The organism is Rathayibacter sp. AY1C4, from assembly GCF_002932195.1.
Classification (GTDB): Bacteria; Actinomycetota; Actinomycetes; order Actinomycetales; family Microbacteriaceae; genus Rathayibacter.
The window spans coordinates 61,809-87,656 of the sequence record NZ_PSWE01000006.1; the positions used below are offsets into that span (position 1 = coordinate 61,809).

The following is a 25,848-nucleotide window of genomic DNA, read 5'->3' on the forward strand; positions in this document are numbered from 1 at the left end:
GGGGTGCGCGCGGCGAGCGGCGTCCCGCAGGGCGGTCAGCGGTTCACAGAGCTCATGTCGGCGTAGCGGTCGCCGACGGGGGCCTCGAGCGCGCCGAGGACGTCGAGCTGCTCCGCGGTCAGCACGAGGGCGTCCGCGGCCGCGTTCTCCTCGATGCGCGAGACGCGCTTGGTGCCCGGGATCGGAGCGATGTCCTCGCCCTGGGCGAGCAGCCAGGCGAGCGCCACCTGCGCGGCCGTCGCGTCCGCCTCTGCCGCCACCCGGTCGACGGCCTCCACGATGCGGAGGTTCGCCTCCAGCGCTCCGTCGGCGAAGCGGGGGTTGTCGCGGCGGAAGTCGTCGCTGCCCAGCTCGGCGACCGAGCGGATGCTGCCCGTGAGGAAGCCGCGGCCCAGCGGCGAGTACGGGACGAAGCCGATGCCGAGCTCGCGGAGGACCGGCAGCACCTCCGCCTCGGGGTCGCGGGTCCAGAGCGAGTACTCGGACTGCACAGCGGTGACCGGGTGCACGGCGTGAGCGCGCCGGATCGTCGCTGGCGCCGCCTCCGAGAGGCCGTAGCCGCGGAGCTTGCCCTCCTGGATCAGCTCCGCGAAGGCCCCGGCGGTCTCCTCGACCGGGACGCCCGGGTCCATGCGGTGCTGGTAGTAGAGGTCGATGCGGTCGGTGCCGAGGCGCGCGAGCGAGCCCTCGACGGCGAGCCGCAGGTTCTCCGGGGAGCCGTCGAGTCCGCGGCCCCCGTCGCCGCGGTGGCGGATCATGCCGAACTTGCTCGCCAGCACCACCTCGTCGCGGCGGCCTGCCAGCGCGCGGCCGAGCAGCTCCTCGTTGGTGTACGGGCCGTAGATCTCGGCGGTGTCGAGGAACGTGACGCCGAGCTCGAGGGCGCGGTGCACGGTGCGGATCGACTCCGCGTCGTCGGTGCCGGCGCCGGTGTAGAACGCCGACATGCCCATCGCGCCGAGACCGAGGCGCGAGACCTCGAGAGCGGCGACGTCGGATCCGAGGGTGATCGTCTTCATCCGTGGGTGGTCCTCTCCTGGTACGCCGCGATCTTGATGTCGATCGCGGCGAGGCTGGCGTGTGTCCGGGCGAGCTGCGCCTCGACCTCCTCGCGGTGCGTCCGGAGCAGCGCGAGGCGCTCCGGCTCAGTGGCGGGCCCGATCCGGAGGAGCCGGGCGTACTCGCGGATCCTCGCGATCGGCATCCCGGTCGCGCGGAGCTTGGTGAGGAAGTCGACCCAGCCGACGTCGGCCGGCCGGTAGCGGCGGTGCTGCGACGAGGCGCGCTCGACCGGGTCGAGCATGAGCCCGGCGCGCTCGTAGTAGCGCAGGGTGTGCACGGTGAGACCGGTGACGGCGGCGACCTGCGAGATCGACAGCACCTCCGGCTCGGCCGGGGCGGCGGTGGCGGTGGACATGGCGTCAACCTACGACTTCGAGTGCGCTCGAGGTCAAGCGGGAGCGGGCGACTCAGCCGACCTCGCGGCTGAAGCCCAGGAGGGCCTCGGCGATGCGGGCGTCCGCCTCCTCGTGGCTGATGGTCGCCTCGCCGTCGCCCGCCTGCGGCCCGTACCAGCCGAAGTCGGCGTGGTTGGCGCCGTCGATCTCGACGAGGTCGGCGGAGGAGGGCAGCCGGACGCTCGCGTCGGCGACCTTCTCCGGCGTGCTGAGCCCGTCCTCCGATCCGCTGACACTGAGGACGGGGAGCCCGGAGCCCGAGAGGTCGTTCGCGCAGTAGCTGCCGAGCAGCACCAGGCCCGCCACCGCCGGGTCCTCGGCCCACTGGCAGGCCTTCACGCCGCCGAGGGAGTGGCCGCCGACGAGCCAGCGGTCGACGCCCTCGGCCTGGCTGGTGAAGGTCTCGAGCGAGCGGAGATCGAAGAAGGCCAGGTGCAGGATCGGCCGCGTGATCACGACGGTCGCCCCGGCCTCGACCAGCGGAGCCAGGGTCGCCTCGTAGGAGGAGGCGTCGACCTTCGCTCCGGGGATGAAGACCAGGCCCGTGCCGGCCAGCTCGCCGGTCGAGGTCGGCGTCATCACGAGCGCGTCGTCCGTGCGCTCGACCGCGATCGCCGGATCGGCGCGCACGCGGGCGAGGGCGTCCTCGTCGGGGCCGCTGACGATCGAGCTCCAGGTGCGGAAGCCGAGGACCGCGACTCCGAGGACTCCGCCGACGCTCGCGACAACGACGCGGCGGCGCCTCATCGGGCTGCCGCGATCGCGTCGGCCGCCTGCACCAGGGCGAGGTGGGAGAGGGCCTGGGGAGTGTTCCCCGCGTGCCGGCGGCCCTCGACGTCGTACTCCTCCGAGAGGAGCCCCACGTCGTTGCAGAGCCCGACGAGCCGGTCCATCAGGGTCCGCGCGTCGTCGATCCGGCCGGAGTCGGCGTACTGCCGGACGAGCCAGAAGGAGCAGGCGAGGAACGGGTGCTCGCCGCCGGCGAGGCCGTCGACCGAGGACTCGGTCCGATAGCGGTGCAGCAGGCCGTCCTGCAGGAGCACGCGCTCCAGCTCGGCGACGGTGCCCAGCATCCGCGGGTCGTCGGCGGGGACGAAGCCGACCATCGGCAGCACGAGGAGCGACGCGTCGACCTCGGGCGAGCCGTAGGACTGCACGAAGTGGCCGCGCTCGGCGTCGAAGCCCTGGGCCTCGATCTCGGCGCGCACCTCGTCGCGGAGGCGCTCCCAGGTCTCGACCGGACCGGGCAGGCCGGTCTCGCGCACGGCGCGGACGCCCCGATCGAGCGCGGCCCAGATCATGACCCGCGAGTGCGTGAAGTGCCGCGGCTCGCCCCGGATCTCCCAGATGCCGTTGTCCGGCCGCTGCCAGTTGGTCTCGACGAAGCCCAGGAGCGCGCGCTGGAGCGGCCAGGAGAACTCCGTCTCGTCCACTCCGGCCACGCGGGCCTCGTGCAGAGCGACCATCACCTCGCCGATCACGTCCGCCTGGTACTGGTCGACGGCGGCGTTCCCGATCCGCACGGGGGAGGCGCCGTCGTAGCCGGGCAGGCTCGGCATCTCCCGCTCGGGCAGGTCGCGCTCGCCGGCGAGGCCGTACATGATCTGCACGTCCTCCGGCGCGCCCGCGACCGCGCGGAGCAGCCAGGCCCGCCACTTCTGCGCCTCCTGCTCGAACCCGTGCGCGAGCAGGGCCTGCAGGGTGAGCGAGGCGTCGCGGAGCCAGACGTAGCGGTAGTCCCAGTTGCGGGCGCCGCCGAACTGCTCCGGGAGCGAGGTGGTCGCCGCCGCGACGATGCCGCCGGTCTCGTCGTCGGTCAGGGCGCGGAGGGTGAGCAGCGAGCGGACGACGGCGTCGCGGTGCGGCCCGTCGTAGTCGATCGCCGACGCCCACTCGGACCACCAGGAGAGCGTGCGCTCCAGCGCGCGGTCGACGTCGAGGCGCTTCGGCGCCCGCTGGTGCGAGGGGAACCACGCCATCGAGAGGTCGACGACCGCGTCCGCGTCGACGTCGAACTCCGCCGCGTGGGCGTGGTCGACGGCCTTCAACCGCACTCCGCGCACCACGACCGCGTCGGGCCCGGCGACGGCGACGAGCAGCGGATCCTCGTCCGTCCCCTCCTGCCGCACCCACGGCATGGTGCGGGCGTAGTCGAAGCGGATGCGCAGCTCCTGCCGCATCCGGACGGTCCCCGACACTCCGCGCACCCGGCGCACCAGCTCGGCGCGCTCGTCGCGCAGCGGCATCACGTCGACCACCTCGACGACGCCGGTGGGCGTCGTCCACCGGGTGACCAGCGCGAGCGTGTCGCCGAGGTAGTGGCGCTCGCTCGTCGCCTCCCCGTCCACCGGCCGGAGCGACCAGCGCCCCTGGTCGTCGCCGCCGAGGAGGGCGCCGAAGACGGAGGCGGAGTCGAAGCGCGGCAGGCACAGCCAGTCGATCCCCCCGTCGCGGGAGACGAGAGCGGCCGTGCGGCAGTCGGAGAGGACGGCGTAGTCCTCGATCGGGGAGACCATGCGGCGATCCTCTCAGGTGCGGCTGTGGCCTCCCAGTCAAGGCGGAGCGGGGCTCTTCAGCGCCGCCGTAGGGTGAGCCGCATGGCACAGACCGTCTCGACCCTGCTCATCCTCGGAGCGACGGGGGACCTGTCCTCGCGGCTCCTCCTCCCCGCCGTCGGCCAACTGCTGACCCGCGAGACCGACCGGCGGGTCCACCTCGTCGGCGCGGGACGCGAGGACTGGACCCAGGAGCACTGGCACGAGGTGCTGACCGCCTCCTTCGCCACCGTCGAGGCGCAGGGCGAGGGCGTGGACGCGCTCACCTCCGGCACGCGCTACCAGCAGGTCGACGTCACCGATCCGGAGGCGCTCGCCGCACTGCTCGCGAGCTGCGCCGGTCCGGTGGCGGTCTACTTCGCCCTCCCGCCGGCGATCGCGGCGAAGGCCTGCGAGGCGCTCGCCGCCCACGACCTGCCGGAGGGCACCGTGCTGGCGCTGGAGAAGCCGTTCGGGACCGACGAGGCGAGCGCGCACGCCCTCAACCAGCGCCTCGCCGCGCTGGTCCCCGAGGACCGCATCCACCGCGTCGACCACTTCCTCGGCCGCGCGACCGTGATGAACGTGCTCGGCCTGCGCTTCGCGAACCGGATCCTCGAGCCGCTGTGGTCGGCCGAGCACATCGAGAGCGTCGAGATCGTCTACGACGAGCAGCTGGCCCTCGAGGGGCGGGCGAGCTACTACGACGGCGCGGGCGCGCTGACCGACATGATCCAGAGCCACCTGCTGCAGGTCCTCGCGGTGATCGCGATGGAGCCGCCGTCCTCGCTCGACGCGGCCGACCTCCGGGACGCGAAGTCGATCGTCCTGCGCGCCACCCGCCTGCACGGCGACGACCCCGCCGCGAGCTCGCGCCGCGCCCGCTACACGGCGGGGACGATCGACGGACGCGAGCTGCCCGCCTACGCGGATGAGAAGGGCGTGGACGCCGCTCGCCGGACCGAGACGCTGGCCGAGCTGGTCGTCGAGATCGACACCTGGCGCTGGGCCGGCGTGCCGTTCACCCTCCGCTCCGGCAAGGCGCTCGGGGAGCGGCGGCGCGAAGTGGTCATCCGCTTCAAGCCGGTGCCGCACCTGCCCCGCGGCTTCGTCGGCACCGAGGCGCCGTCCGTGCTGCGGCTGTTCCTCGCGCCCGACCAGATGTCGCTCGAGCTGAACATCAACGGCCCCGGCGACCCGTACACGCTCGAGCGCGCCTCGCTGGAGGCGACCTTCGGTGCGGGCGAGCTGCTGGCGTACGGCGAGGTCATCTCGGGGATCCTCGACGACGACCCGTCGCTCTCGGTCCGCGGAGACGCCGCCGAGGAGTGCTGGCGCATCGTGCAGCCCGCGATCGACGCCTGGCACGCGGACCGGGTGCCGCTCGACGAGTACCCGGCGGGCAGCGAGGGACCCGGGAGCTGGCCGACGCTCTGACGGGCGGCCGGGGGAGGGGCGGCCGCGGGGGATCTCGAGGCGGCGGCTGCGCCGCCTCCTCGATCAGCGGGAAGCGCGACGTCGCTCGTCGGGTCGGCCGGAGGGCGAGCCCGCCGGCCGACCGCTCGGGTCAGGAGCGGGTCGCGACGGGGGTGTCGACGGCGACGTCGGCGGGGGCCGGCTCCGCCCAGACGGCGATCGGCTTCGGCTCCCAGGTGAGGGCGGCCGGCTCCACCGGGGGAGTGGAGGCGCGCATCACGGGGATCGCCTCGGTGACCGGGGACGACGTCCGCTCGGCGCCGGCGCGGAGCTGCTCCTCCTGGATGGCGGCGGAGAGCTCGTGGGCGAGGGAGCGCGCGAGCATCCCGTGGAAGATCGGGTCGCGGTCGTCGTGGCTGCGGCGCGTGACGACCCAGGCGCCCTCGGATCCGACGAAGGCCGCGAGCCGCTCGTGGACGACGGCGAAGAGCTCGTCCTGCGTGAGGACGGGGGCCGCCTCGACGACCTCGGGGGCCGCCTTGCGACGCCTCAGACGAAACCTCATGACGAACCCCGTTTCCCGTGCCGGCAGCGACTGGGAACAGTGTCGCCGCCACCGGGTCGGGAGACCGGCTGACACGCCGCCCCGCGGGGAGGCGGCGCGTCAGGAGGGCCTAGCGGTCGCGCTTCCTGCCGCGCTCCTCCTTGACGATCTCCTTCGAGTCGTAGGACACGGAGCCCAGGGCGACGGTGACCGAGATGGCCCAGCTGACCCACTGGAGGGCCAGGCGCCAGTCGCGCGGGCCCTTGCGCGTGGTCTGCAGGATCGACCAGCCGCCGACGATCGCGCTGATGACGCTGGAGTTGAGGATGAACTTGCGCATGCGTGTGCCTCCCGTGTTCACCCCGACGCTAGCGGGTGCGAAAGCTCTCAGAGGAACGCTTGACAGCACCGAGGGGTTGTCCCGCTACGGTGGACCGCCGCCGGGACCCGAATCCTCGAGCCGGGGCACACCGAGGAGAACGGGAACGACATGCGCACGGCTGTGATCGGGGCGGTGCTGCTCGTCGTCGGGGCGGTGGCCGTCGTCACGGGGGTCCTCCCGATGGACGCGCTGGGCGAGCTGGTCGAGCGGACGGCGCCGATCCTCGGCTTCGTGGTCGCGGTGACCGTGGTCGCCGAGCTGGCCTCCGAGGCCGGCGTCTTCACCGTGGTCGCCGAGCGCTCCGCCGAGTGGGGCCGCGGGCGGACCGCGGTGCTCTGGCTGCTGGTGGTGGCGATGGCCGTCGTCAGCACGGTGTTCCTCTCGCTCGACACGACCGCCGTGCTCCTGACCCCGGTCGTGGTCCTGCTCGCGGCGCACGTGCGCGTCCCGCCCCTGCCGTTCGCGATGGCCACGGTCTGGCTGGCGAACTGCGCCTCCCTCCTCCTCCCCGTCTCGAACCTCACCAACCTGCTCGCGCAGCGGCGCCTGGGGGTCGAGGGCCCCTTCGCCTTCGCCGCGCTGACCGCGGTGCCCGCGCTCGTCGCGGCCGTCGTGCCCGTGCTGATCCTCGCGATCCGCTACCGGCGCGAGCTGGCCGGGCGCTACACCCCGGGGGAGCGGACGCCGGTGGAGGACCGGGTGCTGCTCATCGGCGCGGGGACCGTCGTGGCGCTGCTCCTGCCGGCGCTCGTCTCGGGCCTCGAGGTGTGGATCCCGGCGACGGTCGCCGCGGTCGCGCTGATCGTCCTCTTCGCGGTGCGCCGTCCCGCGGCGCTCACGCCCGCCCTCCTGCCGTGGCAGCTCGTCGTGTTCGCGTCGGGCCTCTTCGTGGCGATGGAGGCGGCGCACCAGCTCGGGCTGGGCGCGGCGCTCGCCGTGGTCGCGGGGGAGGGGAGCGGGACGCTCGACCTGCTGCGCCTCGCTGGCTCCGGCGCGGTCGCCTCCAACCTGGTCGACAACCTGCCCGCCTACCTCGCCCTCGAGCCCGTCGCGGCGGATCCGCTCCGACTGATCGCCCTGCTGATCGGCGTGAACGCCGGACCGCTGATCACCCCGTGGGCCTCGCTCGCCACCCTGCTCTGGCACCAGAGGCTGACCGCGCTGGGCGTGCACGTCTCGTGGCGCCAGTACGCGCTCCTCGGACTCGTCGCGGTCGTCCCGACGGTGGGCGGAGCGACGCTCGCCCTCGCCCTCGTGCAGGGCTGACCCGCCGTCCCCCGTGCGGGGCCGGCTGATAGCCTCGACGGGCACGACGACGGCTCGACCGACGAAAAGGGACCACCATTCCTCCGCACTCCGCCTCCGCCTCCTCCGCCGCTGACAGGACCGACGCCGGGACCTCGGGAGGGACAGAGCGCAACGCGTTCGTGGTCGTCTCGAACCGCCTCCCGGTGGACCGCGTCGTGGCCGAGGACGGCACCGCGTCCTGGAAGACCTCGCCCGGCGGGCTGGTCACCGCGCTCGAGCCGGTGATGCGCGCGAACGAGGGCGCCTGGGTCGGCTGGCCCGGCGTGGCCGATGAGGAGGTCGCCCCGTTCGTCGACAACGGCGTGCAGATCGTCCCCGTCGCCCTCAGCGCGCAGGAGCTCGAGGACTACTACGAGGGCTTCTCGAACGACACGCTCTGGCCGCTGTACCACGACGTGATCGCGCCCCCGACCTACCACCGCGACTGGTGGGACGCCTACGTGCGGGTCAACCAGCGCTTCGCCGAGGCGGCCGCGGCCGTGACGGAGGAGGACGGCGTGGTCTGGGTCCAGGACTACCAGCTCCAGCTCGTGCCCAAGATGCTGCGGGAGCTCCGGCCCGACGTCACGATCGGCTTCTTCAACCACATCCCGTTCCCGCCCTACGGGATCTTCGCGCAGCTCCCGTGGCGCCGGCAGATCGTCGAGGGCCTGCTCGGCGCCGACGTGATCGGCTTCCAGCGCCAGGGAGACGCGGGCAGCTTCCTCCGCGCGGTCCGGCGCCTGCTGGGCTACGACACCCGCAGCACGGTCGTCGAGGTCCCGGTCGAGGAGGAGGCCGTCGGCGGCACCCGCCGCGTCAACCGCTCGCGGCGCGGGGCGAGCGTGCGCCCGGTCGTCGCCCGGCACTTCCCGATCTCGATCGACTCCGCGTCGTTCGAGGCGATGGCGCGCACCCCCGAGATCCAGGCCCGCGCCGCCGAGATCCGCGCCGAGCTGGGCAACCCCGCGACGATCATGCTCGGCGTCGACCGGCTCGACTACACCAAGGGGATCGGCCACCGCCTGAAGGCCTTCGGCGAGCTCCTGGCGGACGGCCGCCTCACCTCCGAGGACGCGGTGCTGGTCCAGGTCGCGAGCCCGAGCCGCGAGCGCGTGGACACCTACCGGCAGCTGCGCGACGACATCGAGCTGCAGGTCGGCCGGATCAACGGCGACTACAGCACGCTCGGGCACCCGGCGATCAGCTACCTCCACCACGGCTACCCGCGCGAGGAGATGGTGGCGCTCTACCTCGCCGCCGACGTCATGCTCGTCACGGCGCTGCGCGACGGGATGAACCTCGTCGCGAAGGAGTACGTCGCGTCCCGCTTCGACAACGACGGCGTGCTCGTGCTGAGCGAGTTCGCCGGAGCGGCCGACGAGCTCAAGCAGGCCGTGCAGGTGAACCCGCACGACATCGCGGGGCTGAAGGACGCGATGGAGGCCTCGGCGCGGATGCCGCGCGTCGAGCGCACCCGGCGCATGCGCGCGCTCCGTCGCCGCGTGCTCGAGAACGACGTGGCGCGCTGGTCCGAGTCGTTCCTCTCCGCTCTCGCGGAGCACGCGGCCGGCCAGCAGCTCGACGTGCGGCCCGCCGCCCGCGGGCAGGAGGCGCCGCACGGCCAGGAGGCCGAGCACCGCGACGACGCGGCCCACGGACAGGCGGCCGAGCTCGAGCGGGAGGCCGCCGACGACCGCGAGCTCGACGGCGGCGCGCGATGAGCGAGGGAGTGCCCGAGCGGCTCGCGGCGGCGCTGCGGGAGCTCGCCGCGACCGACCGGCTCCTGGTGGCCCTCGACTTCGACGGCACCCTCGCGCCCGAGGTCGACGACCCCGCCCGCGCGCGGGCGCTCCCCGAGGCGCGCGAGGCCGTGCTGCGGCTCCTCGCCCTCCCCGGCACCCGGGTCGCGCTGGTCTCCGGCCGGGCGCTCGGGAGCCTGGAGGAGGTCTCGCAGCTGCCGGACGAGGCGCTGCTGGTCGGCTCCCACGGCATCGAGATCCGCCTCGACCCCGAGGAGGACGCGGTCCGGCTCGACGACGACGAGCTCGAGAAGGTGGGAGTGCTCGAGGACGTCCTGAAGGGGATCGCCCGCGGGATCGACAACGTCTGGATCGAGGACAAGCCCGCCGGCTTCGCCCTGCACACCCGCCTCGCGACCGAGCGCCACAGCCGCGTCGCCCACGTCGTCGCCCTCTCCGAGGCGCGCGCCGAGGTGCAGGGGGTCACCGTCCGCGAGGGCAAGAACGTCCTGGAGTTCTCGGTCCGCTCGACCACCAAGGGCGAGGCCGTGCAGCACCTCCGCCGCTACACCGGCGCGACCGCCGTGCTCTACGCGGGCGACGACGTGACGGACGAGGACGCCTTCGCGGTCCTCGGCTCCGGCGACGTCGGCATCAAGAGCGGCGAGGGCACCACCGCGGCCTCCTACCGGGTCCGCGGCCCCGAGCAGGTCGCGCACGCGCTCCGGCTGCTGGCCGACCTGCGCGCGGAGTAGCAGCCCCCTTCCGGCGGTCAGCGCAGGCGGGTCCCGGATCGCCGACTCGCCGAGGACGGCCGTCCGCCGACGCGGGGAGCGGCCGTTCGCGACGAGTCGGAGATCCGCGGGGACGTCCGCATCCGGTGCCGCTGCCGGAGGCCGGGGCAGGAACGGGTGCGCGGGCCGGTCCGGGTCCGCCCGGCGAGCAGGGGCACTGCGCGCGAGGCGGTAGCCTCATCGCATGCCGGAAATCGATTGGAAGCCCCGCTCGCGCACCGTCACGGACGGCATCGAGGCCACGACGTCGCGCGGGATGCTGCGGGCGGTCGGGATGGGCGATGACGACTGGGAGAAGCCCCAGATCGGCATCGCGTCCTCGTGGAACGAGATCACCCCCTGCAACCTCTCGCTCGAGCGCCTCGCGCGCTCCGCGAAGGAGGGCGTGCACTCCGGCGGCGGCTACCCGCTCCAGTTCGGCACCATCTCCGTCTCGGACGGCATCTCGATGGGCCACGAGGGCATGCACTTCTCGCTCGTCTCCCGCGAGGTCATCGCCGACTCCGTCGAGACCGTGATGATGGCCGAGCGCCTGGACGGCACCGTCATGCTGGCCGGCTGCGACAAGTCGCTGCCCGGCATGCTGATGGCCGCGGCCCGCCTCGACCTCGCCGCCGTGTTCGTCTACGCCGGCTCGATCGCCCCGGGCTGGGTCAAGCTCTCGGACGGCACCGAGAAGGACATCACGATCATCGACTCCTTCGAGGCCGTCGGCGGCGTCAAGGCCGGGATCATGTCCGAGGAGGACGCCAAGCGCATCGAGTGCGCCTTCGCCCCGGGCGAGGGATCCTGCGGCGGCATGTACACCGCCAACACCATGGCCAGCGTGGCCGAGGCGCTCGGCATGAGCCTGCCCGGCTCCGCCTCGCCCGCCGCCGCCGACCGCCGCCGCGACTACTTCGCCCGCAAGTCCGGCGAGGCCGTCGTCGAGCTGCTGCGCAACGGCACCACGGCCCGCGACATCCTCACCAAGGAGGCGTTCGAGAACGCGATCGCGGTGGCGATGGCCTTCGGCGGGTCGACCAACGTCATCCTGCACCTGCTCGCGATAGCCAACGAGGCCGAGGTCGACCTCACGATCGACGACTTCAACCGCATCGGCGACACGATCCCGCACATCGGCGACCTCAAGCCCTTCGGCAAGTACGTCATGAACGACGTCGACCGCCACGGCGGCGTCCCGGCCGTGATGAAGGCGCTCCTGGACGCCGGGCTGCTCCACGGCGACTGCCTGACGGTCACCGGGAGGACGGTCGCCGAGAACCTCGCCGCGATGGACATCGCACCGCTGGACGGCGAGGTCATCCGCACCCTCGACAACCCGATCCACGCGACCGGCGGGCTCACCATCCTCAAGGGCTCGCTCGCCCCCGAGGGCGCGGTCGTCAAGACCGCCGGCTTCGACGCCTCCGTCTTCGAGGGTCCGGCCCGCGTGTTCGAGCGCGAGCGCGCCGCGATGGACGCCCTGACCGAGGGCCGGATCGAGAAGGGCGACGTGGTGGTCATCCGCTACGAGGGCCCCAAGGGCGGCCCCGGCATGCGCGAGATGCTCGCCATCACCGCCGCCATCAAGGGGGCCGGGCTCGGAAAAGATGTACTACTGTTGACGGACGGACGATTCTCAGGCGGCACAACCGGCCTGTGCATCGGCCACATAGCTCCCGAATCGGTGGACGCAGGTCCCATCGCATTCGTTCGCGACGGAGACCCGATTCGGGTCGACATCGCCGCTCGCTCGATCGACCTACTCGTCGACGAGTCCGAGCTCGCCGCCCGCCGAGAAGGCTGGGCCCCTCTCCCTCCGCGCTACACCCGCGGTGTCCTCGCCAAGTACGCCAAGCTCGTCCGCTCGGCAGCCGAGGGCGCCGTCACCGGGTGACCCGGCCCGCTCCGGCCGGCCGCGCACTCGCGTTCCCTGGCACTCGCCTCCGGCTCTGCCCGCCGCCGCACCACCTCCTGAAGGAATCGACACCCGCATGACCCCGGATCCGTCCGCCGTGCAGCCCGCACCGACGCCCCAGCCACCCCGACCCGCCCACGCTCCCGGGGCCGCCCCCGCGGCCGAGGTCCTCACCGGAGCGCAGGCGGTCGTCCGCTCGCTCGAGATGCTCGGGATCGAGGACGTCTTCGGCCTGCCCGGCGGCGCGATCCTCCCGGTCTACGACCCGCTGATGGACTCCTCGAAGATCCGGCACATCCTGGTCCGCCACGAGCAGGGCGCCGGCCACGCCGCCGAGGGCTACGCCTCGGCGACCGGCAGGCTCGGCGTCTGCATCGCGACCTCGGGCCCCGGAGCGACCAACCTGGTCACCGCGATCGCGGACGCCTACATGGACTCGGTTCCGATGCTCGCGATCACCGGCCAGGTGTTCTCGACGCTCATGGGGACCGACGCGTTCCAGGAGGCGGACATCGTCGGCATCACGATGCCGATCACGAAGCACTCCATCCTCGTGACGCGCCCCGAGGACATCCCCTCGGCCCTCGCCTCCGCCGCGCTGATCGCCACCACCGGCCGCCCCGGCCCCGTGCTGGTCGACATCACGAAGGACGCGCAGCAGGACCAGGCGCCGTTCCTCTGGCCGCCGAAGATCGACCTGCCCGGCTACCGTCCGGTCACGAAGGCCCACGGCAAGCAGATCCAGGCCGCGGCCCAGCTGCTGGTCGAGTCGCGGAAGCCGGTGCTCTACGTGGGTGGCGGCATCATCCGCGCCCGCGCGGCCGCCGAGCTGAAGGCGTTCGCCGAGGCCTGCGGCGCTCCCGTGGTGACCACGCTGATGGCGCGCGGAGCGTTCCCGGACTCGCACGAGCAGCACCTGGGCATGCCCGGAATGCACGGCACCGTCCCCGCGGTGCTCGCGCTGCAGGAGGCGGACCTGATCCTCGCGCTGGGCTCGCGCTTCGACGACCGCGTGACCGGCAAGGCGGCGCTCTTCGCGCCCCACGCCAAGGTCGTGCACGTCGACATCGATCCGGCCGAGATCTCCAAGATCCGCACCGCCGACGTGCCGATCGTGGGCGACCTGAAGGACGTCCTCCCGGACCTCACCGACGCGTTCGCCAAGGCCTCCGCCGACGGCCGCGCCGACACCTCCGAGTGGTGGAGCTACCTCAAGGGCCTGCAGACGGAGTTCCCGCTCGGCTACACCGAGCCGAACGACGGCCTGCTCTCGCCGCAGTACGTCATCAAGCGCATCGGCGAGATCACCGGCCCCGAGGGCGTCTTCGCCTCCGGCGTCGGCCAGCACCAGATGTGGGCGGCGCAGTTCATCAAGTACGAGCGCCCCAACTCGTGGCTGAACTCCGGCGGCGCCGGCACCATGGGCTACTCCGTGCCCGCGGCGATGGGCGCCAAGGTCGGCGAGCCCGAGCGCACCGTGTGGGCGATCGACGGCGACGGCTGCTTCCAGATGACCAATCAGGAGCTCGCCACCTGCACGATCAACGACATCCCGATCAAGGTCGCGGTGATCAACAACTCCTCGCTCGGCATGGTGCGCCAGTGGCAGACCCTGTTCTACGAGGGCCGCTACTCCAACACCGACCTCAACACGGGTCACGACACCGTCCGGGTGCCCGACTTCGTGAAGCTCGCCGACGCCTACGGCGCGCTCGGCATCCGCGTCACGAAGCCGGAGGAGATCGACGACGCCATCCGCCTCGCCATCGCCACCAACGACCGGCCCGTGGTGATCGACTTCGTCGTCAGCCGCGACTCCATGGTCTGGCCGATGGTCCCGCAGGGCGTCTCCAACAGCTACGTCCAGTACGCCCGAGACCACAGCCCGACCTGGGACGACGAGGAGTAGACCCGCATGACGCACCACGTTCTCTCCCTGCTCGTCGAGGACAAGCCGGGACTGCTCACCCGTGTCGCCGGGCTGTTCGCCCGCCGCGGCTTCAACATCGAGTCGCTGGCGGTCGGTCCGACTGAGCTGGCCGGGCTCTCGCGCATCACGGTCGCCGTGGACGTCGAGGACCTGCCGCTCGAGCAGGTCACGAAGCAGCTCAACAAGCTCGTTAACGTGATCAAGATCGTCGAGCTCGACACCGACCAGTCGGTCCAGCGCGAGCACCTGCTCGTCAAGGTCCGCGTCGACAACGTCACGCGCTCGCAGGTGCTCGAGGCCGTCACGCTCTTCCGCGCCCGCGTGGTCGACGTCGCGACGGACGCCCTGGTGATCGAGGTCACCGGCGACACCGGCAAGACCAACGCGTTCCTGCGGGTGATCGAGCCCTACGGCATCAAGGAGATCGCGCAGTCGGGCCTGCTCGCCATCGGGCGCGGCTCCAAGTCGATCACCGAGCGCGTCTTCAAGAACTGACCGCGAACTCTCCACTACAGAAAAGGACTCACCACGTGACCGAGCTCATCTACGACGCCGACGCCGACCTCTCCATCATCCAGTCCAAGAAGGTCGCGATCGTCGGCTACGGCTCGCAGGGCCACGCGCACGCGCAGAACCTCCGCGACTCCGGCGTCCAGGTCGTCATCGCGCTGAAGGAGGGGTCGAAGTCGACCGCCAAGGCCGAGGACGACGGCTTCGAGGTCAAGAGCGTCGCCGACGCCGCGGCCTGGGCCGACCTGATCATGATCCTCGCGCCGGACCAGCACCAGCGCGCGATCTACAGCGAGCAGATCGCCTCCGCGCTGACCGAGGGCAAGACCCTCGCCTTCGCGCACGGCTTCAACATCCGCTTCGGCTACATCGAGGCGCCCGCGGGCGTCGACGTCATCCTCATCGCGCCGAAGGCCCCCGGCCACACCGTGCGCCGCGAGTTCGTCGCCGGCCGCGGCATCCCGGACATCATCGCCGTCGAGAACGACGCGACCGGCACCGCGTGGGAGACCGCGAAGTCCTACGCGAAGGCCATCGGCGGCACCCGCGCCGGCGTCATCAAGACCACCTTCACCGAGGAGACCGAGACCGACCTGTTCGGCGAGCAGGCCGTGCTCTGCGGCGGCACCTCGCAGCTCGTCCAGTACGGCTTCGAGACCCTCGTCGAGGCCGGCTACCAGCCCGAGATCGCCTACTTCGAGGTGCTGCACGAGCTCAAGCTCATCGTCGACCTCATGTGGGAGGGCGGCATCGCCAAGCAGCGCTGGAGCGTCTCCGACACCGCCGAGTACGGCGACTACGTCTCCGGCCCGCGCGTCATCGACCCGCGCGTGAAGGAGAACATGAAGGCCGTCCTCGGCGACATCCAGAGCGGCGCCTTCGCGAAGCGCTTCATCGGCGACCAGGACGCGGGCGGACCCGAGTTCCAGGAGCTGCGCGCCAAGGGCGAGAAGCACCCGATCGAGGAGACCGGCCGCGAGCTGCGCAAGCTCTTCGCCTGGAAGCAGACCGACGAGGACTACACCGACGGCAGCGTCGCGCGCTAGTCGCACCGCGTCGACCGGGGGAGCCCCGGCCCGACGAGGGACCCGTCCACCGGGATCCCCTCGCCGGGCCGGGGCTCCTCCGCGTCCGGGGCGCGACTACCGCTCGAGCTCGCGGACGAGACGGCGGAGACCGCCCTTCGGCGGGACGAGGACGGGGTCCGGCCACCGGGGCGAGAGGTGGTCGCCGAGCGTGACCCGGCGCAGCTTGCGGCCGACGAGGGGGAGGACCCAGTCGGCGGCCCAGCGGCGCTGCTCGCGCAGCCGCGCGCGGAGGCGGAGCGGCTCGGGGGCGTCCCAGGGCCCGGTCGAGATCGTGTGCGGCACGCCGAGCGTGTCGAGCACTCGGCCGGCCAGGACGCGGTGCCCGCGCTTGGAGAGGTGCATCCGGTCGGGCGACCAGAGCACGGGGGAGTGGAACTCCCGCATCGCCCAGTAGTCGACGAGGATCGCGCCCCGCTCGCGGGCGATCCGGCGGACGGCGCTGTTGTAGAGGTGGTTGCGGCGCAGGAACATCCGCGGGGCGGGCAGTCCCGGGATGTCGACGCCGGTGAAGAGCACGAGGGAGGCGCCGGTGGTCGCGAGCGCGTCGACGAGCGCCTCGTAGCGGGTGATCAGATCGACGGTGTCGGTGCCGAGGTCGAGGATGTCGTTGCCGCCGGCGTACAGCGTGATCAGGGTGGGGCGGAGCGCGAGGGCGGGCGCGAGCTGGTCCTCGGTGATCTGGGCGAGGCGCTTCGAGCGGACGGCGAGGTTCGCGTACTCCCAGCCCGGCTCGGCCTTCGCCAGGCGCTCGGCGACGCGGTCGGCCCAGCCGCGCACTCCGTTCGGCAGGCGCGGGTGCGGGTCGCCGACCCCCTCCGTGAAGGAGTCGCCGAGGGCGACGAAGCGGCGGCGGCGGTCGTCCATCCGTTCAGCCTCGCCCCCGGGGGAGGACGCGGGGTGTCCGCCGGGTGTCGGGGAGGCGGCGGCGGGCTCCGAGCCTCCTGCGAGGTGCGCGCGGCTAGGGTGTTGCGGTGATCGATGGTGGACCGGGCCGCTCCCCGGAGGACGACGACGCGGCGACCCCGCCGGTGGACCGCGGGCCGGACGCCGGCCCGGAGGACGACGCCGACGACGAGGCCCTGGAGTGGGCGGGCGAGGGCGCGGACCCGACGCTCGCCGCGGGGACGGCGCGCGTGCGCCGGACGCCCCGCGCGGTCGCGGGGGCGGGCCCGGCGGACGACGGCTCGGACGACGACGACCCCGAGGTCGAGGACCCCGCCGACGAGGCCGCGTCCTCGTCCGCTCTGCTGATCGCCGCGGGCATCGCGGCCGGCCTCTACCTCCTGTACGCCATCGCCTGGGCGATCACGGCGACGCGGCAGTCGCCGGTCGCCACGGCCGGCTTCGCGGGCGATGCGCTCGGCGGCGCCCTCTACTCGCTCGGGCTCTGGCTGGCGGTCCTGGCGCCGCCGGTGTGGTTCGCCGTGGCGCTCCTCGCCACCCGCGACGCCCGGGTGCGCATCCGCGTGCTCTGGCTGGTCGCCGGACTCGTCCTCCTCGCTCCGCTGCCGTTCCTGAAGGGGGCCTGATGACCGACTCGACCCGGGCCACCCTCGGCGGGACCGGCCGGCGCGACCGGCCCGGCCGGCGCCTGGCCGCCTCCGTCCTCGCCGCCGTGGTGTTCGCGCTCTTCTTCGCCTGGGACGTCTGGGAGGCGGTCGGCAACCTGATCGGCCTGCGCAGCTACGCGGCCTCCCTCGGCACCGATCTGAATCCGACGGGCTGGGCGGTGCTCCTGCTCGGCCTGGTGCTGCCGGTCGCCTGCTTCGTCGCCGCCGTCCTGCTCGGGCGCCGCCGGGGGCTCCCGGCGCGCGTCGGACTGCTCGCGGCGGCCCTCTGCCTCTCGGCGGCGCTCTCGCTCGACGTGCAGCTCGTCCTCGGCGTCGAGAGCCTGGTCTCGCTGAGCTGACCGGCGGCGTCACACGGCGCGGGGCGCGCCCACCCCTCCGCTACAGTGTCGGGGGGCTGCCGACGCCCCCGCCTCGGTGCCCGCTCCGTCCCCTCTCCGAAGGAAGCGCCTCTCGTGACAAAGCCGGTCGTCCTGATCGCCGAAGAACTCTCGCCCGCCACCGTGGACGCGCTCGGTCCCGACTTCGAGATCCGCTCCGTGGACGGCACCGACCGCCCGGCGCTGCTCGAGGCCCTCGCCACGGCGCACGCGATCCTCGTGCGCTCCGCGACGCAGGTCGACGCGGAGGCGATCGCCGCGGCCCCCTCGCTCCAGGTGATCGCCCGCGCCGGTGTGGGTCTGGACAACGTCGACATCACCGCCGCGACCGCTGCGGGCGTCATGGTCGTGAACGCGCCGACCTCGAACATCATCTCGGCCGCCGAGCTCACCGTCGGCCACATCCTGAGCCTCGCCCGCCACATCCCCGCCGCGCACAGCGCGCTCGCGCAGGGCCTCTGGAAGCGCTCGAAGTACACGGGCGTCGAGCTCTACGAGAAGACCGTCGGCATCATCGGCCTCGGTCGCATCGGCGCGCTGATCACCGCGCGCCTGCAGGCCTTCGGCGTGAACGTCGTCGCCTACGACCCCTACGTGACCAGCGCCCGCGCGCAGCAGCTCGGCGTCACGCTCCTCTCCCTGGAGGAGCTGCTGGCCGAGAGCGACTTCATCACGATCCACATGCCGAGGACCCCCGAGACGACCGGCATGATCTCGGACGATCAGCTGGCGCTGATGAAGCCGTCGGCGTTCATCGTGAACGTGGCCCGCGGCGGCCTCATCGACGAGGACGCGCTGCACCGCGCGCTCGTCGCGAAGACCATCGCCGGCGCCGGACTCGACGTGTTCGTCAAGGAGCCGCCGACCGGATCGCCGCTGCTCGCCCTCGAGAACGTGGTCGTCACTCCGCACCTCGGAGCCTCGACCGACGAGGCGCAGGAGAAGGCCGGCGTCTCGGTCGCCCGCTCGGTGCGCCTGGCGCTCTCGGGCGAGCTCGTGCCGGACGCCGTGAACGTCGCCGGCGGCGTGATCGACGAGTACGTGCGCCCCGGCATCCCGCTGGTCGAGAAGCTCGGCCAGGTCTTCTCGGGCCTCGCGGACTCGCCGGTCACCTCCATCGACGTCGAGGTGCGCGGCGAGCTCGCCGGCTACGACGTGAAGGTCCTCAAGCTGGCGGCTCTCAAGGGCGTGTACACCAACGTGGTCTCGGAGACGGTGTCCTACGTCAACGCGCCGGTGCTCGCGGAGCAGCGCGGCATCGAGGTGCGCCTGATCACGGAGCCGGTCTCGGACGAGTACCGCAACGTGATCACGCTGCGCGGCGCGCTCTCGGACGGCTCGCAGATCTCGGTCTCGGGCACGCTGACCGGCACCAAGCAGGTCGAGAAGATCGTGGCGATCAACGGCTACGACGTCGAGGTCCCCCTCGCGAAGCACCTCGTCGTCATGAGCTACGTCGACCGCCCCGGGATCGTCGCGGTCTACGGCCGCGAGTTCGGCGACGCCGCGGTCAACATCGCGGGCATGCAGATCGCGCGCACCGAGGCGGGCGGCAAGGCGCTCTCGGTGATCACCATCGACTCTCCCGCCCCCGACGGCCTGCTCGAGAAGGTCCGCGTCGCGATCGACGCCGACCTCATGCAGGAGATCGACATCACCGAGCAGTGAGCACGCGGCGGTTCGCTCAGGTCGATGTCTTCGGCGCCGCGCCGTTCCGGGGCAACCCGGTGGCGGTCGTCGTCGCCGGCGACGGCGTGGGCGACGCCGCGATGGCGGAGTTCGCGCGCTGGACGAACCTCTCCGAGACGACCTTCCTCCTCCGCCCGAGCGACCCCGCGGCCGACTACCGGCTGCGGATCTTCACGCCGGGCGGGGAGCTGCCCTTCGCCGGGCACCCGACCCTCGGGAGCGCGCACGCCTGGCTCGCGGCCGGAGGGACGGCCCGCGCGGCGGGGGAGCTCGTGCAGGAGTGCGCCGCGGGTCTCGTCCGACTGCGGGTGACGGAGGAGGGCATCGCCTTCGCCGCCCCGCCCCGCCGGCGGACCGGACCGGTCGACGAGGCGACGCTCGAGCGGGTGGCTGCGGCTCTGCGGATCCCGCGCGCGGAGATCCTCGACCACGAGTGGGTCGACAACGGTCCCGGCTGGCTGGCCGTGCGGCTCGCGTCGGCGGAGCAGGTCCTCGCGCTGCGGCCGGACCAGGCTCTCCTCGCCGGGCTCCCCGTCGGCGTCGTGGGCGAGCATCCGGCGGGAGGCGAGTGCGCGGTCGAGGTGCGGGCGTTCATCCCCGACGCCGGTGTGTCCGAGGATCCGGTGACGGGGAGCCTCAACGCGGGGATCGCCCAGTGGCTGATCGGCAGCGGCGTGCTGCCCGAGCGCTACACGGCCGCTCAGGGGGCGGCGCTGGGCCGAGCCGGGCGCGTGCGCGTCGAGAGCACGGACGGCGCGATCTGGATCGGCGGCGCGACGGTGACCCTGATCGACGGCGTCGTCGAGCTGTAGCGGGTCCGCCGGGGCGGCGCGGTTCAGCTCCCGAGGAGGCGCTGGACGACCGCGAGGACGTCCTCGGCCTCGCCGCGCGACGGCGAGCCCGTGGGGAGCAGGGCGGAGTTGTAGTAGAGCCCGTCGCTCATCAGGACGATCGCCCGGGCGACGAGCGGGTCGCCCACGGCGTCGGCGACCACCTCGTTCCAGCTGTCGTGGATCCGCGCGAGGCCCCCGCTGGCGCGCTCGTCGTGCCCCTGCGCGATGCGCGACACGGCGAGGATCGTGCGGTCGAAGGCCGAGTCGGCGGCGAAGGAGGTGCGCAGCAGGTAGGCGACCACGCCCTCGGGAGCAGCGAGGCTCTGCGCGACGTCCGCCTCCCGCCGCGCGTCGAGGCGCTGCAGGAGCCCGTCGACGAGGGCGTCCTTCGAGGGGAAGTGGTAGAGCAGCCCGCCCTTGGAGACTCCGGCCTCGCGGGCGACGGCGTCGAGGGTCGCGGCGCGCTCGCCCTGCTCGATGAGGAGCTGCTCGAACGCGTCGAGGACGCGGTCGCGGGCGGGGGCAGGAGGCACGGCGACCATCCTACGGCGGATCAGTGGCGACTGTACCGGCTGGACGGTATACTCTCTCCGTTCTCCTCTGAAAGGTCGTCCCCGTGTCCGCGCGCACCGCTCCCGTCTCCACCCACGACACCGCCGGCGCCGCCGACCGGGTCGGGCGACGCGCCTGGGTGGCGCTCGCGGTGCTGATGCTCCCGGTGCTGCTGGTCTCGGTCGACAACACGGTGCTGAACTTCGCGCTCCCCTCGATCGCCGAGGATCTGGGGCCCTCCGGCACCGAGCTGCTGTGGATCGTCGACGCCTACCCGCTGGTGCTCGCGGGCCTGCTGGTGGCGATGGGCAGCCTCGGCGACCGCGTCGGGCGGCGGCGCCTCCTGCTGGTCGGCGCGGTCGGCTTCGCCGCCGTCTCGGTCGTGGCCGCGTTCGCTCCCACCGCCGCGGCGCTCATCGGCGCCCGCGCGGCACTGGGCTTCTTCGGCGCGATGCTGATGCCCTCGACGCTCTCGCTCCTGCGCAGCGTCTTCCCCGACCGCGACCAGCGCCGCCTCGCGATCGCGATCTGGGCGACCGGCTTCGCCGTGGGCTCGGGCATCGGCCCGCTGGTCGGCGGGGTGCTGCTCGAGCACTTCCCCTGGGGGTCGGTGTTCCTGCTCGCGGTGCCCGTGCTGCTCCCGCTGGTCGTCCTGGTGCCGATCCTGGTGCCGGAGTCGCGCGACCCGCAGCCCGGCCCGGTCGACGTGGTCAGCATCCTGCTGTCGCTGGCGACCATGGCGCCGGTCGTCTACGCGGTGAAGTCCTTCGCCGAGCACGGGATCGACGCGGTCGGCGTCGCGGCGCTCGTCGTGGGCGTCGTCTCGGGAGTTCTGTTCGTCCGCCGCCAGCAGCGCCGGGCCTCGCCGATGCTCGATCTCTCGCTCTTCCGCCGCGGCTCGTTCAGTGCGGCGATCGTGGTCAACCTCCTCAGCGTCACCGCGCTGGTCGGCGGGCTCTTCTTCCTCTCGCAGCACCTGCAGCTCGTGGTCGGGCTCTCGCCGCTGGAGGCGGGCCTCGTGCTCGTGCCGGGCCTCGCCGTGATGATCCTGGCCGGGCTCGGCGTGGTGCCGATCGCGCGCCGCGTCGCTCCGCGCCTCGTCGTCCCGGCCGGACTGCTGGTCTCGGCCGTCGGGTACATCCTGCTGGCCCTCGGCAGCGGGGCGCCCGGAGGAGCGTCCGCGCTCACCGTCGCCGTCGCCTTCGCGTTCCTCGGCCTGGGCATCGGTGCGGCCGAGACGGTGTCGAACGAGCTGATCCTGGCCAACGCGCCCGCCGACAAGGCCGGTGCGGCCTCCGCCGTCTCCGAGACCGCCTACGAGCTCGGCGCCGTCCTCGGCACCGCGACGCTCGGCACCGTCCTCACTGCCGTGTACCGCGGGGGAGTCGTGCTGCCCGAGGGCCTCGACGCCGCGCAGGCGCAGCAGGCCGGGGAGACCCTCGGCGGCGCCGTCTCGGTCGCCGGCGAGCTGCCCGCCGACTCCGCCGCGAGCCTCGTCGCGTCGGCGAGCGCGGCGTTCGACTCGGGCGTCGGCTGGTCGGCCTGGCTCGGTGTCGTCCTCGTGCTGGCCGCCGCCGCGGTCGGCGCCTGGCGCCTCCGCCGGAGCTGACGCTCCTCCTCTCCTCCCGAGGGAGGCCGCCCGGGACGCGCAGCGACTCCCGGGCGGCCCCTCGCCCGCCCGGCGGGGCGCGTGCCCCGGACCGCGGCGCGGGCGGGCCGCGAGTACGCTGGGGGGACTCCGACCCCGTACGCCTGAGGACCGCCATGCCCCGCACCGTGAAGCTCGCCGTCATCCCCGGAGACGGGATCGGGCCCGAGGTGACCGCCGAGGCCGTCAAGGTCCTCGACGCCGTCACCGCCGACTCCGACCTGGTGCTCGAGACGACCACCTTCTCGCTCGGCGCCGCCCGCTACCTCGAGACCGGCGACGTCCTCACCGACGAGGACCTCGCGGCGATCGCGGGGCACGACGCGATCCTCCTGGGCGCCGTCGGCGGAGCACCGGGGGACCCGCGCCTCCGGGACGCGAACATCGAGCGCGGGCTGCTCCTGCGGCTGCGCTTCGAGCTCGACCACTACGTCAACCTGCGGCCGACCCGTCTCTACGCGGGCGTCCCCTCGCCGCTCGCGGCTCCCGGCGAGGTCGACTTCGTGGTCGTCCGCGAGGGCACGGAGGGGCCCTACGTCGGTACCGGCGGCTCGATCCGGCAGGGCACCCCGCACGAGGTCGCCAACGAGGTGTCGGTCAACACCGCCTACGGGGTCGAGCGCGTCGTCCGACACGCGTTCGAGCTCGCCCGCACGCGCCGCTCCCGGCTGACGCTCGTCCACAAGACGAACGTCCTCGTCTTCTCCGGCTCGCTCTGGAAGCGGATCGTCGACGAGGTGGGGGCCGCCTTCGAGGACGTGGCCGTCGACTACCTCCACGTGGACGCCGCCACGATCTTCCTCGTGACCGACCCTGCTAGGTTCGACGTCATCGTCACCGACAACCTCTTCGGCGACATCCTGACCGATCTGGCCGGCGCGATCAGCGGCGGCATCGGACTCGCGGCCTCGGGCAACATCAACCCCGACGGCGCGTTCCCCAGCATGTTCGAGCCGGTCCACGGATCCGCGCCCGACATCGCAGGACGGCAGCTCGCCGACCCGACCGCCGCGATCCTCTCGGCCGCGATGCTGCTGGACCACCTCGGCCGGAGCGACGAGGCCGCCCGCGTCACCGCGGCCGTGACCGCCGACATCGAGTCGCGCGACGGCACCCCGCGCTCCACGGCCGCGATCGGCGACTCCGTCGTCGCCCGCCTCCGCTGATCCCCCGCAGAAGGACACCACAACGATGAGCACCGACTCCGCCCCCGCCGACCTCGCGTTCGAGGTGACCGCCGCCCCCGCGCCCCGCTCCGCCGAGGAGCGCGCCCGGATCCTCGCGAACCCCGGCTTCGGCATGCACTTCACCGACCACATGGTCGGCCTCCGCTGGACCCGCGCGGACGGCTGGCACAGCGCCCGCGTCGAGCCCTACGGCCCGCTCGCGCTCGACCCCGCCGCCGCCGTCCTGCACTACGCGCAGGAGATCTTCGAGGGGATGAAGGCCTACCGCCACGAGGACGGCTCCGTCTGGACCTTCCGCCCGGAGGCGAACGCGCGCCGCCTGCAGCGCTCGGCCCGCCGCCTCGCGCTGCCGGAGCTCCCGACGGACCTCTTCGTCGAGTCGCTGCGGCAGCTGATCGCGGTCGACGGCGACTGGGTCCCCTCGGAGCCGGAGACCAGCCTCTACCTGCGCCCGTTCATGTTCGCGCAGGAGGCGTTCCTCGGCGTGCGCGCGGCCGAGGACGTCGGCTACTACGTGATCGCCAGCCCCGCCGGCGCCTACTTCTCGGGCGGCGTCGCCCCTGTGTCGATCTGGCTCTCCACCTCCTACGCCCGGGCGGGCAAGGGCGGCACGGGAGCGGCGAAGACGGGTGGCAACTACGCCTCCTCCCTCCTCCCGCAGCAGGAGGCCTACAGCCACGGCTGCGCGCAGGTCCTCTTCCTCGACTCGCAGGAGTCGCAGTGGATCGAGGAGCTCGGCGGCATGAACGTGGTGCTGGTGAAGAAGGACGGCACGCTGGTCACCCCGGAATCGGACTCGATCCTCGAGGGCATCACGCGCGACAGCGTCCTGCAGCTCGCCGAGGACCGCGGCCACCGCGTCGAGCGGCGCCACGTGAGCATCGACGAGTGGCGCGACGGAGTGGCCTCCGGCGACGTGATCGAGGTGTTCGCCTGCGGGACCGCCGCCGTGATCACCCCGATCGCCGAGCTCAAGGGCGAGGGCTTCTCCGTCGGCCGCGAGGGCGCGCCCGCCGGGGAGCTCACGATGTCGCTCCGCGAGGAGCTGACCGGCATCCAGTACGGACGCCGCGAGGACACGCACGGATGGATGACGAGGCTGGACGCATGAAGATCGCACGATTCGCCACGCAGCGCGACGGGGACAACGGGGGAGCGATCCACTTCGGGATCGTGGACGAGGACGACCTGGTCGTGCTCGCCGGCGACCCGATGTTCGCCGGGTTCGACACCACGGGGGAGCGCATCCCGATCGCGGAGGCGAAGCTCCTCGCGCCGGTGATCCCGCGCTCCAAGGTCGTCGGCATCGGCAAGAACTACGCCGACCACGCGGCTGAGATGGGCGGCGACGCCCCGGCGGAGCCGCTGGTGTTCCTCAAGCCGAACACGTCGGTCATCGGCCCGGACGAGGCGATCGTCCTCCCCGAGGACAGCCAGCAGGTGGAGTTCGAGGGCGAGCTGGCGATCGTGATCGGCGCCGTGGCCCGCAACGTCCGCGCGGAGGACTACGAGGACGTGGTCTTCGGGTACACGATCGCCAACGACGTCACCGCACGCGACCTCCAGCGCTCCGACGGCCAGTGGGCGCGGGCGAAGGGCTACGACACCTTCTGCCCGCTCGGACCGGTCATCGAGACCGAGTTCGTCTGGAACGAGAGCGCGATCGAGACGCGCGTCAACGGGCGCGTGCAGCAGTCGGGCAGCACCGGCGACATGATCCACGGGGTGCCCGAGCTCGTCGCCTACGTCTCGCGCATCTTCACGCTCCTCCCCGGGGACGTGATCCTCACCGGGACGCCCGCCGGCGTCGGGCCGATCGCGAACGGGGACACCGTCGCGGTGGACGTCGAGGGCATCGGCACGCTGTTCAACCCGGTGGTCGTCCGGCGCTGAGCCCGGGCCCTCCTCCGCGGAGGGACGAGCGCCTCCGGCCCGCAAGGATCCTCGGATCCGGCGGGCCGGACGCGTCCGAGCGGGACGTCAGTCGGCGCTCGCCGGGTCGCTGCCGACCGCGCCCTCGGTCTCGTCCGGCAGGTCGGCGTCGCCGGAGACGGTGTCCCCTCCGCTGTCGCCGTCGGTCACGGCGTCCGTGACACCGCGGTCGATCGCGGTGCCCCCGGGAGCGGCCCCCGCTGCGGAGGCGTCGGCCGCGTCCTCGCCGGGCAGCACCGTCTGCGCGCCGCCGGTGTTCGGGGCGGCGTCGCCGCCGGATCCGGGAAGGTCCTCGTTCACGTTCTGGTCGGCCATGTCGGCTCCTCTCGTCGGGGCTCCAGCCCAGCACGCGACGGGCCCCTCCGCAGGACGTTGACAGCGCGGGGGCGAGGGGGCAGAGGCGGGCCGTGAGGCCGGGCGACGCGCCTTCACCGTGCTCCCCGGCGCTGTCAAGCGGACTGCCTCCGGGGCCGTC

At 73.0% G+C, this 25,848-nt stretch carries 25 protein-coding genes; 16 read left to right on the forward strand and 9 right to left on the reverse strand.

Features of this window, described 5'->3' with window-relative positions:
• Positions 1 to 35: 35 nt before the first annotated feature.
• Genes C5C99_RS04580 through C5C99_RS04595 form a run of 4 tightly spaced genes read right to left on the reverse strand, consistent with a single transcriptional unit; the run spans position 36 to position 3,973 of the window.
• Positions 36 to 1,019 carry an aldo/keto reductase gene (locus C5C99_RS04580; RefSeq protein ID WP_104226238.1) on the reverse strand — a complete coding sequence of 328 codons (984 nt, stop codon included), beginning with the start codon at positions 1,017 to 1,019 and terminating at the stop codon, positions 36 to 38.
• On the reverse strand, positions 1,016 to 1,417 hold the full coding sequence (locus tag C5C99_RS04585) for a MerR family transcriptional regulator (RefSeq protein ID WP_104339668.1): 402 nt from the start codon (positions 1,415 to 1,417) through the stop codon (positions 1,016 to 1,018). Before C5C99_RS04585 ends, C5C99_RS04580 begins: the two co-directional genes overlap by 4 nt.
• A 52-nt stretch (positions 1,418 to 1,469) precedes the next feature.
• Entirely contained in the window at positions 1,470 to 2,204 is a 735-nt protein-coding gene (locus tag C5C99_RS04590; protein ID WP_104339669.1) for an alpha/beta hydrolase, read from the reverse strand.
• The gene (locus C5C99_RS04595) at positions 2,201 to 3,973 is read right to left on the reverse strand and encodes a glycoside hydrolase family 15 protein (protein ID WP_104339670.1); all 1,773 of its coding nucleotides are present in this window, start codon (positions 3,971 to 3,973) and stop codon (positions 2,201 to 2,203) included. The genes C5C99_RS04590 and C5C99_RS04595 overlap by 4 nt, the downstream gene beginning before the upstream one ends.
• A gap of 81 nt (positions 3,974 to 4,054) precedes the next feature.
• Here C5C99_RS04595 and C5C99_RS04600 point away from each other — a divergent pair, with 81 nt between their 5' ends.
• Positions 4,055 to 5,428 carry a glucose-6-phosphate dehydrogenase gene (locus C5C99_RS04600; RefSeq protein WP_181074538.1) on the forward strand — a complete coding sequence of 458 codons (1,374 nt, stop codon included), beginning with the start codon at positions 4,055 to 4,057 and terminating at the stop codon, positions 5,426 to 5,428.
• Positions 5,429 to 5,558: 130 nt separating this feature from the next.
• On the opposite strand, the gene C5C99_RS04605 is transcribed toward C5C99_RS04600, so the two are convergent.
• Positions 5,559 to 5,972 (reverse strand): hypothetical protein, encoded by a 414-nt coding sequence (locus C5C99_RS04605; protein ID WP_104233213.1) that lies wholly within the window; start codon positions 5,970 to 5,972, stop codon positions 5,559 to 5,561.
• A 109-nt stretch (positions 5,973 to 6,081) separates the two neighbouring features.
• On the reverse strand, positions 6,082 to 6,291 hold the full coding sequence (locus C5C99_RS04610; protein ID WP_104226242.1) for a hypothetical protein: 210 nt from the start codon (positions 6,289 to 6,291) through the stop codon (positions 6,082 to 6,084).
• A gap of 150 nt (positions 6,292 to 6,441) precedes the next feature.
• Here C5C99_RS04610 and C5C99_RS04615 point away from each other — a divergent pair, with 150 nt between their 5' ends.
• From C5C99_RS04615 to ilvC, 7 genes are all read left to right on the forward strand, one after another.
• The gene (locus C5C99_RS04615; protein ID WP_104339672.1) at positions 6,442 to 7,599 is read left to right on the forward strand and encodes an SLC13 family permease; all 1,158 of its coding nucleotides are present in this window, start codon (positions 6,442 to 6,444) and stop codon (positions 7,597 to 7,599) included.
• A 161-nt stretch (positions 7,600 to 7,760) separates the two neighbouring features.
• On the forward strand, positions 7,761 to 9,344 hold the full coding sequence (locus C5C99_RS04620; protein ID WP_104339673.1) for a trehalose-6-phosphate synthase: 1,584 nt from the start codon (positions 7,761 to 7,763) through the stop codon (positions 9,342 to 9,344).
• Positions 9,341 to 10,117, forward strand: coding sequence for a trehalose-phosphatase (otsB, locus tag C5C99_RS04625; protein WP_104250141.1), 777 nt, complete (start codon positions 9,341 to 9,343; stop codon positions 10,115 to 10,117). Before C5C99_RS04620 ends, otsB begins: the two co-directional genes overlap by 4 nt.
• 223 nt (positions 10,118 to 10,340) lie before the next feature.
• The gene (ilvD, locus tag C5C99_RS04630; RefSeq protein ID WP_104233215.1) at positions 10,341 to 12,035 is read left to right on the forward strand and encodes a dihydroxy-acid dehydratase; all 1,695 of its coding nucleotides are present in this window, start codon (positions 10,341 to 10,343) and stop codon (positions 12,033 to 12,035) included.
• Positions 12,036 to 12,132: 97 nt separating this feature from the next.
• Entirely contained in the window at positions 12,133 to 13,965 is a 1,833-nt protein-coding gene (locus C5C99_RS04635) for an acetolactate synthase large subunit (RefSeq protein ID WP_104226247.1), read from the forward strand.
• A 6-nt stretch (positions 13,966 to 13,971) separates the two neighbouring features.
• A complete protein-coding gene (gene ilvN / locus C5C99_RS04640; protein ID WP_104223540.1) occupies positions 13,972 to 14,481 on the forward strand; it encodes an acetolactate synthase small subunit in 510 nt (169 codons plus the stop codon).
• Between the two features lie 35 nt (positions 14,482 to 14,516).
• Positions 14,517 to 15,542, forward strand: coding sequence for a ketol-acid reductoisomerase (gene ilvC, locus C5C99_RS04645; RefSeq protein ID WP_104223539.1), 1,026 nt, complete (start codon positions 14,517 to 14,519; stop codon positions 15,540 to 15,542).
• Positions 15,543 to 15,638: 96 nt separating this feature from the next.
• On the opposite strand, the gene C5C99_RS04650 is transcribed toward ilvC, so the two are convergent.
• Positions 15,639 to 16,448: an SGNH/GDSL hydrolase family protein gene (locus tag C5C99_RS04650; RefSeq protein WP_104223538.1), complete on the reverse strand. Its 810-nt coding sequence runs from the start codon at positions 16,446 to 16,448 to the stop codon at positions 15,639 to 15,641.
• A 107-nt stretch (positions 16,449 to 16,555) separates the two neighbouring features.
• On the opposite strand from C5C99_RS04650, the gene C5C99_RS04655 reads away from it, so the two are divergent.
• From C5C99_RS04655 to C5C99_RS04670, 4 genes are all read left to right on the forward strand, one after another.
• On the forward strand, positions 16,556 to 17,113 hold the full coding sequence (locus C5C99_RS04655; RefSeq protein WP_104272733.1) for a hypothetical protein: 558 nt from the start codon (positions 16,556 to 16,558) through the stop codon (positions 17,111 to 17,113).
• Complete coding sequence (locus C5C99_RS04660) at positions 17,113 to 17,493, forward strand: hypothetical protein (protein ID WP_104272734.1); 381 nt, start codon at positions 17,113 to 17,115, stop codon at positions 17,491 to 17,493. The genes C5C99_RS04655 and C5C99_RS04660 overlap by 1 nt, the downstream gene beginning before the upstream one ends.
• A gap of 114 nt (positions 17,494 to 17,607) precedes the next feature.
• Complete coding sequence (gene serA, locus C5C99_RS04665; protein ID WP_104339674.1) at positions 17,608 to 19,200, forward strand: phosphoglycerate dehydrogenase; 1,593 nt, start codon at positions 17,608 to 17,610, stop codon at positions 19,198 to 19,200.
• Positions 19,197 to 20,033 (forward strand): PhzF family phenazine biosynthesis protein, encoded by an 837-nt coding sequence (locus C5C99_RS04670; protein ID WP_104339675.1) that lies wholly within the window; start codon positions 19,197 to 19,199, stop codon positions 20,031 to 20,033. Before serA ends, C5C99_RS04670 begins: the two co-directional genes overlap by 4 nt.
• Before the next feature lie 23 nt (positions 20,034 to 20,056).
• On the opposite strand, the gene C5C99_RS04675 is transcribed toward C5C99_RS04670, so the two are convergent.
• Positions 20,057 to 20,596, reverse strand: a complete 540-nt coding sequence (locus tag C5C99_RS04675; protein ID WP_104239274.1) for a TetR/AcrR family transcriptional regulator — start codon at positions 20,594 to 20,596, stop codon at positions 20,057 to 20,059.
• 74 nt (positions 20,597 to 20,670) lie between these two features.
• Between C5C99_RS04675 and C5C99_RS04680 the strand changes: the two genes are divergently transcribed.
• From C5C99_RS04680 to C5C99_RS04695, 4 genes are all read left to right on the forward strand, one after another.
• Positions 20,671 to 22,215 (forward strand): MFS transporter, encoded by a 1,545-nt coding sequence (locus C5C99_RS04680; protein WP_258063629.1) that lies wholly within the window; start codon positions 20,671 to 20,673, stop codon positions 22,213 to 22,215.
• Positions 22,216 to 22,370: 155 nt separating this feature from the next.
• Positions 22,371 to 23,420: a 3-isopropylmalate dehydrogenase gene (locus C5C99_RS04685; RefSeq protein WP_104223533.1), complete on the forward strand. Its 1,050-nt coding sequence runs from the start codon at positions 22,371 to 22,373 to the stop codon at positions 23,418 to 23,420.
• A 25-nt stretch (positions 23,421 to 23,445) separates the two neighbouring features.
• Complete coding sequence (locus tag C5C99_RS04690) at positions 23,446 to 24,552, forward strand: branched-chain amino acid aminotransferase (RefSeq protein WP_104339676.1); 1,107 nt, start codon at positions 23,446 to 23,448, stop codon at positions 24,550 to 24,552.
• Entirely contained in the window at positions 24,549 to 25,334 is a 786-nt protein-coding gene (locus C5C99_RS04695) for a fumarylacetoacetate hydrolase family protein (RefSeq protein ID WP_104233223.1), read from the forward strand. Before C5C99_RS04690 ends, C5C99_RS04695 begins: the two co-directional genes overlap by 4 nt.
• A gap of 87 nt (positions 25,335 to 25,421) precedes the next feature.
• On the opposite strand, the gene C5C99_RS04700 is transcribed toward C5C99_RS04695, so the two are convergent.
• A complete protein-coding gene (locus C5C99_RS04700; RefSeq protein ID WP_104247445.1) occupies positions 25,422 to 25,688 on the reverse strand; it encodes a hypothetical protein in 267 nt (88 codons plus the stop codon).
• Positions 25,689 to 25,848: the final 160 nt, after the last annotated feature.

What these genes read in the sequence shown, in the direction of transcription:
- C5C99_RS04660 (WP_104272734.1), top strand. Translation starts at nt 17,113, where the DNA reads ATGACCGACTCGACCCGGGCCACCCTCGGCGGGACCGGCCGGCGCGAC.
- C5C99_RS04690 (WP_104339676.1), top strand. Translation starts at nt 23,446, where the DNA reads ATGAGCACCGACTCCGCCCCCGCCGACCTCGCGTTCGAGGTGACCGCC.
- C5C99_RS04695 (WP_104233223.1), top strand. Translation starts at nt 24,549, where the DNA reads ATGAAGATCGCACGATTCGCCACGCAGCGCGACGGGGACAACGGGGGA.
- C5C99_RS04585 (WP_104339668.1), bottom strand. Translation starts at nt 1,417, where the DNA reads ATGTCCACCGCCACCGCCGCCCCGGCCGAGCCGGAGGTGCTGTCGATC.
- C5C99_RS04700 (WP_104247445.1), bottom strand. Translation starts at nt 25,688, where the DNA reads ATGGCCGACCAGAACGTGAACGAGGACCTTCCCGGATCCGGCGGCGAC.
- C5C99_RS04675 (WP_104239274.1), bottom strand. Translation starts at nt 20,596, where the DNA reads ATGGTCGCCGTGCCTCCTGCCCCCGCCCGCGACCGCGTCCTCGACGCG.
- C5C99_RS04605 (WP_104233213.1), bottom strand. Translation starts at nt 5,972, where the DNA reads ATGAGGTTTCGTCTGAGGCGTCGCAAGGCGGCCCCCGAGGTCGTCGAG.
- C5C99_RS04610 (WP_104226242.1), bottom strand. Translation starts at nt 6,291, where the DNA reads ATGCGCAAGTTCATCCTCAACTCCAGCGTCATCAGCGCGATCGTCGGC.
- C5C99_RS04595 (WP_104339670.1), bottom strand. Translation starts at nt 3,973, where the DNA reads ATGGTCTCCCCGATCGAGGACTACGCCGTCCTCTCCGACTGCCGCACG.
- C5C99_RS04590 (WP_104339669.1), bottom strand. Translation starts at nt 2,204, where the DNA reads ATGAGGCGCCGCCGCGTCGTTGTCGCGAGCGTCGGCGGAGTCCTCGGA.
- C5C99_RS04685 (WP_104223533.1), top strand. Translation starts at nt 22,371, where the DNA reads ATGCCCCGCACCGTGAAGCTCGCCGTCATCCCCGGAGACGGGATCGGG.
- C5C99_RS04615 (WP_104339672.1), top strand. Translation starts at nt 6,442, where the DNA reads ATGCGCACGGCTGTGATCGGGGCGGTGCTGCTCGTCGTCGGGGCGGTG.
- C5C99_RS04650 (WP_104223538.1), bottom strand. Translation starts at nt 16,448, where the DNA reads ATGGACGACCGCCGCCGCCGCTTCGTCGCCCTCGGCGACTCCTTCACG.
- C5C99_RS04600 (WP_181074538.1), top strand. Translation starts at nt 4,055, where the DNA reads ATGGCACAGACCGTCTCGACCCTGCTCATCCTCGGAGCGACGGGGGAC.
- C5C99_RS04580 (WP_104226238.1), bottom strand. Translation starts at nt 1,019, where the DNA reads ATGAAGACGATCACCCTCGGATCCGACGTCGCCGCTCTCGAGGTCTCG.
- ilvD (WP_104233215.1), top strand. Translation starts at nt 10,341, where the DNA reads ATGCCGGAAATCGATTGGAAGCCCCGCTCGCGCACCGTCACGGACGGC.
- otsB (WP_104250141.1), top strand. Translation starts at nt 9,341, where the DNA reads ATGAGCGAGGGAGTGCCCGAGCGGCTCGCGGCGGCGCTGCGGGAGCTC.
- ilvN (WP_104223540.1), top strand. Translation starts at nt 13,972, where the DNA reads ATGACGCACCACGTTCTCTCCCTGCTCGTCGAGGACAAGCCGGGACTG.
- C5C99_RS04635 (WP_104226247.1), top strand. Translation starts at nt 12,133, where the DNA reads ATGACCCCGGATCCGTCCGCCGTGCAGCCCGCACCGACGCCCCAGCCA.